The organism is Clostridium sp. AM54-37XD, from assembly GCF_003478225.1.
Lineage (GTDB): Bacteria > Bacillota > Clostridia > Lachnospirales > Lachnospiraceae > Coprococcus > Coprococcus ammoniilyticus.
Map to the genome: position 1 here is coordinate 68,333 of NZ_QUEV01000012.1, position 6,489 is coordinate 74,821.

The 6,489-nt window shown below is 39.7% G+C and carries 7 protein-coding genes, 6 tRNA genes, 1 rRNA gene and 1 pseudogene; all 15 read right to left on the reverse strand.

Annotation, left to right across the window (positions count from 1 at the left end; translation table 11 throughout):
- Positions 1 to 5 precede the first annotated feature (5 nt).
- Entirely contained in the window at positions 6 to 557 is a 552-nt protein-coding gene (locus tag DXA07_RS11165; RefSeq protein ID WP_021943521.1) for an ANTAR domain-containing protein, read from the reverse strand.
- A 151-nt stretch (positions 558 to 708) separates the two neighbouring features.
- Positions 709 to 2,039: pseudogene (locus DXA07_RS11170) on the reverse strand (glutamine synthetase family protein).
- A gap of 219 nt (positions 2,040 to 2,258) precedes the next feature.
- Positions 2,259 to 3,071 (reverse strand): ABC transporter permease, encoded by an 813-nt coding sequence (locus DXA07_RS11175; protein ID WP_118484660.1) that lies wholly within the window; start codon positions 3,069 to 3,071, stop codon positions 2,259 to 2,261.
- Positions 3,072 to 3,246: 175 nt separating this feature from the next.
- The gene (locus DXA07_RS11180) at positions 3,247 to 3,957 is read right to left on the reverse strand and encodes an ATP-binding cassette domain-containing protein (RefSeq protein WP_118484662.1); all 711 of its coding nucleotides are present in this window, start codon (positions 3,955 to 3,957) and stop codon (positions 3,247 to 3,249) included.
- Positions 3,958 to 4,264: 307 nt separating this feature from the next.
- Positions 4,265 to 4,528: a 30S ribosomal protein S18 gene (rpsR, locus tag DXA07_RS11185; protein WP_008401221.1), complete on the reverse strand. Its 264-nt coding sequence runs from the start codon at positions 4,526 to 4,528 to the stop codon at positions 4,265 to 4,267.
- Between the two features lie 17 nt (positions 4,529 to 4,545).
- A complete protein-coding gene (locus DXA07_RS11190; protein WP_008401219.1) occupies positions 4,546 to 4,986 on the reverse strand; it encodes a single-stranded DNA-binding protein in 441 nt (146 codons plus the stop codon).
- A 15-nt stretch (positions 4,987 to 5,001) separates the two neighbouring features.
- Complete coding sequence (gene rpsF, locus DXA07_RS11195; RefSeq protein WP_008401218.1) at positions 5,002 to 5,292, reverse strand: 30S ribosomal protein S6; 291 nt, start codon at positions 5,290 to 5,292, stop codon at positions 5,002 to 5,004.
- A gap of 153 nt (positions 5,293 to 5,445) precedes the next feature.
- Positions 5,446 to 5,622, reverse strand: a complete 177-nt coding sequence (locus DXA07_RS11200) for a DUF951 domain-containing protein (RefSeq protein ID WP_117823255.1) — start codon at positions 5,620 to 5,622, stop codon at positions 5,446 to 5,448.
- A gap of 105 nt (positions 5,623 to 5,727) precedes the next feature.
- Positions 5,728 to 5,800 (reverse strand) — tRNA-Phe (locus DXA07_RS11205).
- A 14-nt stretch (positions 5,801 to 5,814) separates the two neighbouring features.
- Positions 5,815 to 5,887 (reverse strand) — tRNA-Met (locus DXA07_RS11210).
- Between the two features lie 18 nt (positions 5,888 to 5,905).
- Positions 5,906 to 5,987: transfer RNA gene (locus tag DXA07_RS11215), tRNA-Tyr, on the reverse strand.
- 21 nt (positions 5,988 to 6,008) lie between these two features.
- A tRNA-Thr gene (locus DXA07_RS11220) sits at positions 6,009 to 6,081 on the reverse strand.
- Between the two features lie 13 nt (positions 6,082 to 6,094).
- Positions 6,095 to 6,166: transfer RNA gene (locus DXA07_RS11225), tRNA-Glu, on the reverse strand.
- A gap of 12 nt (positions 6,167 to 6,178) precedes the next feature.
- Positions 6,179 to 6,249: transfer RNA gene (locus DXA07_RS11230), tRNA-Asn, on the reverse strand.
- Positions 6,250 to 6,401: 152 nt separating this feature from the next.
- Positions 6,402 to 6,489 (reverse strand): 23S ribosomal RNA (locus DXA07_RS11235); the annotation flags it as partial.

The window sequence follows — 6,489 nt, forward strand, 5'->3', positions numbered from 1 at the left end:
CCTCCTTAAAACAGTGCTGTATGTTCCAGTATCATATATGCCATTTCAACAATATTGATACCATTATCCATGCTCTTTTTCTGCAGATACCGATGAGCGCCCTGCTCATCAAATCCATTATCGTTCATTAATTTCAGCTTTGCAGCCTTAATTACCTTTTTTTCATCTTCTGTGCGTTCCTTTGGTTTTGTCTTGCGTTTTTTACGCTCCCACAGAATATTTTCAACCGTCAGTGAAACAGTATTGATAAAATCCTGTGTACGAAGTGGCATCGGCAGGCATGTAATTCCACTTTCTCTACACGCCTCGTAATGCACACGAGATGCAATCACAAGCATATCAAAATAATCCGGTATATTTGCCGCCAACTCCGAAAATAACATATCCGGATACTGGTATCCGCATATAATAAGACCATCATCACACGCATCTGCTGCCTGTGCTGCCTGTGCTCCGGTCGTACATACCTGAGTTACATTGATTCCATGTCGAACCAAAAGATTTTTTATGCTTTTTGCTTCTTCTATCTTTGCAAATAGTACAATTACATTTACCAAAACAACAACCTCTCACCCGACCAGTTTCAGTTCCTTATATTTTCATGGAACAAATTGATTCTATAATATAGCAACACAGGCACCCATAAAATGGGTGTCTGTATTACTCCTTGATGCTTCTTCGGTTTTACTTAAACATACTGGCTTCTGATCAGACTTTGTAAAGGTAATTGCTGATCTCCCAGTCAGTAACCTGTCTGGTATATTCGTTCCACTCATCTAACTTTGCCGATGTATAACGTGTAAAGATATGCTCACCAAGTGCTTCCTTCATGAAGTCACTGTCTCTCATACATAAAACAGCTTCTCTTAAGTTTGCCGGAAGGCTCTCGATGTGTCTTGCTTTCTTTTCTTCTCTTGTTAATTCAAAGATATTGCTGTCAACACTTGGTACAAGTGGAAGCTGTCTCTTGATTCCGTCTAATCCGGCTTTTAAACATACAGCCATTGCCAGATATGGATTTGCTGTTGGATCCGGGCAACGAAGCTCTACTCTTGTTCCTGCTCCTCTTGCACTTGGGATACGAACCAGCGGGCTTCTGTTTTTTGCTGACCATGCAATATAAATCGGTGCTTCATAACCAGGAACCAGTCTCTTATAAGAGTTTACTAATGGGTTTGTGATTGCTGTCATCTCTCTCATATGTTCCATGATACCTGCAATGAAGTAATATGCTTCCTGACTTAAACCAAGCTTATCATTATCATCTGCAAATATATTTTTGCCATCCTTTGATAAAGACATATTCATATGCATACCGGAACCACATACGCCATACTTTGGTTTTGGCATAAATGTAGCACACAGACCATGCTTCTTGGCAATTGTCTTAACAACGAGCTTAAATGTCTCGATGCTGTCGGCAGTCTTTAATGCCTCGCCATACTTGAAATCTATCTCATGCTGTGCAGGAGCAACCTCATGGTGGGAAGCTCAATCTCAAATCCCATCTGTTCCAGTGTCAGTACCATATCTCTTCTGGCATTCTCACCGAAATCAAGTGGTCCAAGATCAAAATAGCTTGCACGCTCGTAAGTATTTGTTGTTGGTAAGCCATTCTCATCTGTCTGGAACAGGAAGAACTCACATTCTGGTCCTACGTTCATAATGTAACCCATATCAGCAGCTTCCTTCAATGCCTTCTTCAGAACATATCTTGGATCACCTTCAAATGGAGTGCCATCCGGCTTATAAACATCACAGATCAGTCTAGCAACCTTACCCTGCTGTGGTCTCCAAGGGAAAGTCTCATATGTATCATAATCTGGATATAGATACATATCGGATTCCTCGATTCTTGCAAATCCTTCAATAGAAGAACCATCAAACATAATCTTGTTATCCAGTGCTTTTTCAATCTGACTTGAAGTTATAGCAACATTCTTAAGGTCTCCAAAAATATCTGTAAACTGAAGTCTGATAAACTCTACATCATCTTCTTTTACCATCCTTAAGATATCTGCTTTCGTGTACTTACCCATAATATACTCCTTTTCATTACTTAATGTTGATATAATGCAGCGTCTGGTTATATAAAAGTATTCCACTGTTGCATTCTTTCCTGTGGACAGACTCCATCCACATTAAAGTTCTTAATAATCATAAACGCATCCCTTTATTTTGTCAACGAAAACCACACTTTATCATAAGGCTTACCGGTCAAATATCTTCACATAGCCGGCAGCGTTCATTTTCTGTTTTTATCTTTTTTTCTTTGTAAATACAGTATTGCCAATAAACACCGCAAGCCCGCCATAGCCGACCGCTTCTATCAATCCTGTTATAGTTTCCCGCACAGTAGTATCTGTATGATCGATATAGGCAAACTGTTCGATTGCGGATAATATCCAGTACTTGCGGAGAAACACATCTCCATCAGCAAGAATCTGATCCAGACCTGTTATCACTGTTGAGAATAAAAGTACAATAATGAGATTCACCGCAACTGCCATTCCTGCATTTTTTACATTCATCGCAACTGCCATATAGATATAGGAAGAAACTACATACATAACAAGCATTAAAAGAAACACTCGGATAAATCCTGTCACATCCTCGCGTTCGATTGTTCCATGCCAGAATATCGCCCCGGCAATCAACGATACAGCTACATATAAAAGATAACCGATGCCTGCTATCACTGTTGTCGCATATAATTTAGCCATATAAATCTGACGTGTCTGATACCCGCGTTCCAGCATCAGCGAATAGACACCATTCCGTTTCTCTGCCCCGATCATGATCGTGATCACAATTGCATACAAGATAGAGAGAATCTGCATCAGTGAAACAGCGATTCCTGCACAGTCAAACAGATTTATGTCTGTAAATGCATCCACATCCGTATCATATCCACCCGCTGCTTCCATCAGCTCTCCAGATATCATATGTGTTGCAGCATAAAACAATGCAAATCCAACCAATACCATTCCAATGATCACAATGCATGCAATACGAAATGTCTTATTCTTCCTGATTCTGTAATTCTCTGCACGAATGATCTGATTCATCATTTGTTTCCTGCCTTTCCGTCTTACCTGTTATTTTTTGTACAGCATATTATTTTAATCTACTAGCCCTGTTGATTTCTCTAATGTATTCTGGTCCTGTCTTTTCTCTTGTTTATTATTCTGATCTGCTATATTTGTTTTATAATTTTACTTGATATTCTACACTTATGCTATTTATTTACATTGTTTTTTGGAATCGTGTAATAATATAATCCTCAACTGCTTCCTCGCTGCCTGCCTGCTGAAACAGTTCTTCTCTTGTATATTCCATACAGATCCTGCCATGATCCATAATCAGATACCGATTGCAAAGTTTTACCAATTCACCGATCACATGACTGCTGATCAATATTCCGATTGACCGATCCTCATGCATTGCCCACAGACGTTCTTCCAGATCCTGCATTCCCTGTACATCCAGACCATTTAACGGCTCATCTAAGATCAAAAGTCTCGGATCACCGAGCATTGCAACCGCTATGCCTAGTCTCTGTTTCATTCCAAGTGAATACCTGCCAGCCAATTTCTTTCCGGCTTCTGCAAGCCCCATCTGCTGCAGCAGGCTCTCATATACTGCTTCATCCTCTACCCCAAATAATCTGCCAAAATATCGAAGATTCTCGATTCCAGACATATCGGTATATATATTTGGATTCTCTATCAGCGTTCCTACATCCTGCGTTCTTCGTTCTCCTGAAAAACTGATTTCTCCCGAATCAACCGGAATGCTTCCTGCAATTGCCCTCATCAGTGTCGTTTTACCTGCTCCATTGCCGCCCAATAACCCAATGACATCCCCTGTCCAGATAGACAATGATACATCATCCAATACTGTACGTTTCTTATATTTTTTTGTAACATGATCTATCTGTACGATCTTCTCTGCCATAAAGGTCTCCTTGCATTCTTTTTTTGTGCTAATTCTTTTTTCATATTGCTAATTATCCATTTATTTTTCATCTAACAATATAACTATACCTTCTATATTTAATAATATCTTTAATCAAAATTTTATCCCAGATGATTCAGGACGTCAATATTGCATTAAATAAGTCAAATGTTGTTTTTCATATAAACACGAAATCTGCATTTGGCTTATTAACATAAACATAAAAAGGATGATTGTGAATCACTTCACAACCATCCTTCATTTTCAGATTGTATGCACACCCTACGGTGTAACCAATGAATATAGATTAATCTACTACGTATGGTAAAATTGCAATCTGTCTTGCTCTCTTAACTGCTACAGTTAAAGCTCTTTGATGCTTAGCACAGTTACCGGTAATTCTTCTAGGAAGGATCTTACCTCTTTCAGAGATGTATCTCTTTAACTTGTTTGCATCTTTATAATCGATAACAGCAGTCTTATCTGCACAGAATACACATACTTTCTTTCTTCTACGAATATTTCTTCTCTTCATTGGAGCGTCTGCTCTATCTGTCTTTGTATAAGCCATTGTATTTACCTCCTTCTTTACTTGAATGGTAAATCATCCTCTATACCTTCCGGAATACTCATAAAACCTTCTGCACTTGCATTTGCAGGTGAAGGTCTGCCAGCTGGCTGATAACTTCCGCCATCTGATGAAGAACTTCCTTTGCTTTCAGCAAATTCCTGGTCTTCGATAACAACATCTGTTGTATATACTTTGTTTCCATCTTTATTGGTATAACTGCCTGTCTGGATTCTTCCAGTAGCCACGATCTTTGTACCCTGTTTCAGATACTTTTCAGCAAATTCTGCTGAACGGCCAAAAGCAACACAGTTAATAAAATCTGCGGTCTGATCACCATTTCTGTTAAAACGTCTATCTACAGCGAGAGTGTATCTGGCAATTGCCATCTGATCATTCCCCTGAGAATATCTGATCTCTGGATCTCTTGTTAAACGACCCATTAAAATTACTTTATTCATACGGAATTCCTCCTATTACTCAGCGTCTAAACGAACGCAAAGATATCTGAGAACAGGCTCCATGATACGAACATTAGCTTCAAGCTGTGCTGGTACATCAGCTTCTGCATCGAACTGAATGAAGTAATAGTAAGCTTCGCCCATCTTCTGGATTTCATAAGCAAGCTTCTTAAGTCCGCAGTCTTCAACATTAGTGATAGTTGCATTAGCTTTCTCGATGTAAGCCTTTACTTTCTCAACTGCTGCTGTTCTAGCATCCTCATCAATCTTTGCATTAACTACTAAAGTTAACTCATACTTGTTCATGTAATTGCACCTCCTTATGGTCTCTGGCCCATATATGATATATGAGCAAGGAAATATATGATTATTAACACATCACAGAACAAAATAATATCATAAAGCTTCCCATGTTGCAAGGATTTTTTTATTATTTCAATACTTTTTTCTATTTTATTGCTATTCTATAAAACCTTTAAAATTCTTTTCAACTAATTTTCTCGGTACCATCACCTGATGATTGCACCCTTTACATTTCAAACGAAAATCCATACCAACGCGAAGGATCTCCCATTCATTTGCACCACATGGATGCGGCTTCTTCATCTTAATTACCTGACCAACATTAAACTCCATACTGCACACTCCTTATTTATCAACACCTGAATCTGATTTTCTCTCAGTCTTTTTACAGATAAAAGAAAAAGCTGAAATCGTTATGATTTCAGCTTTTCAAAGTCGTGCCCAAAGCTGGAATCGAACCAGCGACACGAGGATTTTCAGTCCTCTGCTCTACCAACTGAGCTATCTGGGCATATTACATAATAGTAGCGGGGACAGGATTTGAACCTATGACCTTCGGGTTATGAGCCCGACGAGCTCCAGACTGCTCCACCCCGCGATATAAATAAAAAAGAAATGGGCGGAGGTGGATTCGAACCACCGAAGCATTACGCAGCAGATTTACAGTCTGTCCCCTTTGGCCACTCGGGAATCCACCCATTTTTTGCTTTTCAGCAAAAAGCCGATGATCGGACTCGAACCGATAACCTGCTGATTACAAATCAGCTGCTCTGCCAATTGAGCCACATCGGCATATTAAATTAAATGACCCCAACGAGATTCGAACTCGTGTTACCGCCGTGAAAGGGCGATGTCTTAACCGCTTGACCATGGGGCCTTATAAGATTAGCTCCCCGAGTAGGCTCGAACCTACAACCCCTCGGTTAACAGCCGAGTGCTCTACCATTGAGCTATCGAGGAATAACACCTGGTATACCACGGCGTACTCATCAAGCCTAACACAGATTCAGGTTGATGTCAATACTTTTTATTTCATGTACCTTCAGAATTTCATACAGAAAGTCTTGCGATTTCATTCTCTCCAATCTCTTCCGCTTATCTTTCGAACCTCTCAGGATAAGTCTTCGACCTATTAGTATCTGTCAGCTGAATGCGTTACCGCACTTACACCTCAGACCTATCAACCTCGTAGTCTTCAAG

Coding starts and splice junctions, on each gene's coding strand:
- DXA07_RS11175 (WP_118484660.1), bottom strand. CDS start 3,071: ATGATGAATCAGATCATTCGTGCAGAGAATTACAGAATCAGGAAGAAT.
- DXA07_RS11180 (WP_118484662.1), bottom strand. CDS start 3,957: ATGGCAGAGAAGATCGTACAGATAGATCATGTTACAAAAAAATATAAG.
- rpsF (WP_008401218.1), bottom strand. CDS start 5,292: ATGAACAAGTATGAGTTAACTTTAGTAGTTAATGCAAAGATTGATGAG.
- DXA07_RS11200 (WP_117823255.1), bottom strand. CDS start 5,622: ATGGAGTTTAATGTTGGTCAGGTAATTAAGATGAAGAAGCCGCATCCA.
- DXA07_RS11190 (WP_008401219.1), bottom strand. CDS start 4,986: ATGAATAAAGTAATTTTAATGGGTCGTTTAACAAGAGATCCAGAGATC.
- rpsR (WP_008401221.1), bottom strand. CDS start 4,528: ATGGCTTATACAAAGACAGATAGAGCAGACGCTCCAATGAAGAGAAGA.